Raw genomic sequence first — 1,632 nt, forward strand, 5'->3', positions numbered from 1 at the left:
AGATCACGTAACCGTCCCTCCGCACGCACGTGCGGAAGACAGGGCTAGCCGAAGCCGCCCGGCGAGGGCACCAGGGCCGAGGCCGCGCTCGCCGCGAAGTAGATCGCGAATACCGCGCCGGCCCCGAGCGGAAGGTGCAGCGCACGCATGATCGCCCACAGGGTCGCGGCGTGCAGCATCGGGATGGCGGCCGAGCCGCCCCACAGCAGGGCCGCCCGGCTCGGCGACTGTAGGGTGATCTTCATCGACCGTAGGTGGTCGACGATGCCCGCCCATGCCCGGCGGGCCGCCCGGCGGACCGGGGTGATCAGCCAGCCGAGCAGGCCGAGCAGAGCGAGCCCGGCGAGCACCGCCGGGACCACCATGGCCACCGGCTCGCCGCGGGGTAGGCGTGCCACGTCCACCGGCAGGAATCCCCCCGCCAGGAGCATGATCAGCACGGCCAGGTGTGTGGTGACACCGGCGGCGGTGTCGAGGCCTACCGCCGTCACCGCCTCCCGCAGGGTCAGCCCCGCACGATGCAGGAAACGAAGCTTCACCGCGCCGACCCCGAAGCCCGCCGGCAGCACGTGGTTGGCGACGCTGCCGGCGACCTGGACCGCGAGCAGCGGACCCACTGGCAGGGGCCGGGCCACCGTGCCCTGCTGGCAGGCCGCTCCCGCGATCCAGGTCAACTGGGCGACAGCGACCGCGCCCACCAGCCAGGACGGGTGGGCGCGCGTCAACGCGTCGACACCGCTCTCGACCGTTGTCCACGAACGCGCGAGCCAGACCACCGCCAGCAGCGGCGCGGCCACGGCTGCAACCCCCTTCGCCCGGATGTATCCCACCCGCCGTCTCGCCATGGAATTCAACCGCCTTGGTTCACATCGATCCGGTCTGGAACGATGTCGTCCGAAATCATGCCGCTGGGCCCGATGTTGCTCGAGACGACGCCATCCGGGATCTCCCGATGCGCCGCCGAGGATCCGAAAGAGTGTCCCGCGACACCCTCAAAATCGGAATCTGGCCCGCCCGCGAGCAGTCCGGCGAGCCGCCGGCTCAACTCACCCCAGTTCCAGTTCCGGCACATCCAGTCCCGTCCGGCGAGGCCCATCCGGGCGGATCTCTCGGGGTCGTCGAGCAGGTCGGCGACGGCCGTCGCCACGGCGTGCCGGTCGCGGCCGTCCACGACGACGCCGGTGCGACCGGGCAGGACGACGTCGGGTGCCCCGCCCTGGGCACCGGTGACGACCGGCAGGCCGCTCGCCGCCGCTTCCAGGGCGGACAGTCCGAGACCTTCGAGGTCCAGGCCGAGCAGGCGGGTGCGGGACGGCATCGCGAAGACGTCGGCGGCGTCGAGATAGTCCGGAAGATCCTGCTCCGTGACCGCGCCGGCGAAATGCACCGTGTCGGCGACGCCCACCTGGGTGGCGAGCCGTCGCAACCGGTCCGCGGCAGGACCCTGCCCGACCAGCAGCAGCCGTGCGGCGGGATGACGTCGCAGGACCACCGGCCAGCCTCGGATGAGCATGTCCTGCCCCTTGCGCGCCACCAGGCGGGCCACGCAGATCACGACCGGTCGGTCCGACCAGCCGTGTTGCCGGCGGATCTCCTCGCCCCCGACCCGCGGCCGGAACCGTCCGGTATCCA

2 protein-coding genes are annotated in these 1,632 nt (G+C 72.2%); both read right to left on the reverse strand.

Annotated features, from left to right (window positions below; all coding sequences use genetic code 11):
• Positions 1 to 44: 44 nt before the first annotated feature.
• Positions 45 to 845, reverse strand: coding sequence for a lysylphosphatidylglycerol synthase transmembrane domain-containing protein (locus AC08ON_RS18155; RefSeq protein WP_476617442.1), 801 nt, complete (start codon positions 843 to 845; stop codon positions 45 to 47).
• A 5-nt stretch (positions 846 to 850) separates the two neighbouring features.
• On the reverse strand, positions 851 to 1,632 hold a 782-nt coding region (locus tag AC08ON_RS18160), incomplete at its 5' end, for a glycosyltransferase family 4 protein (RefSeq protein ID WP_476617443.1).

This window comes from Frankia sp. CoWAU3 (genome assembly GCF_977971855.1).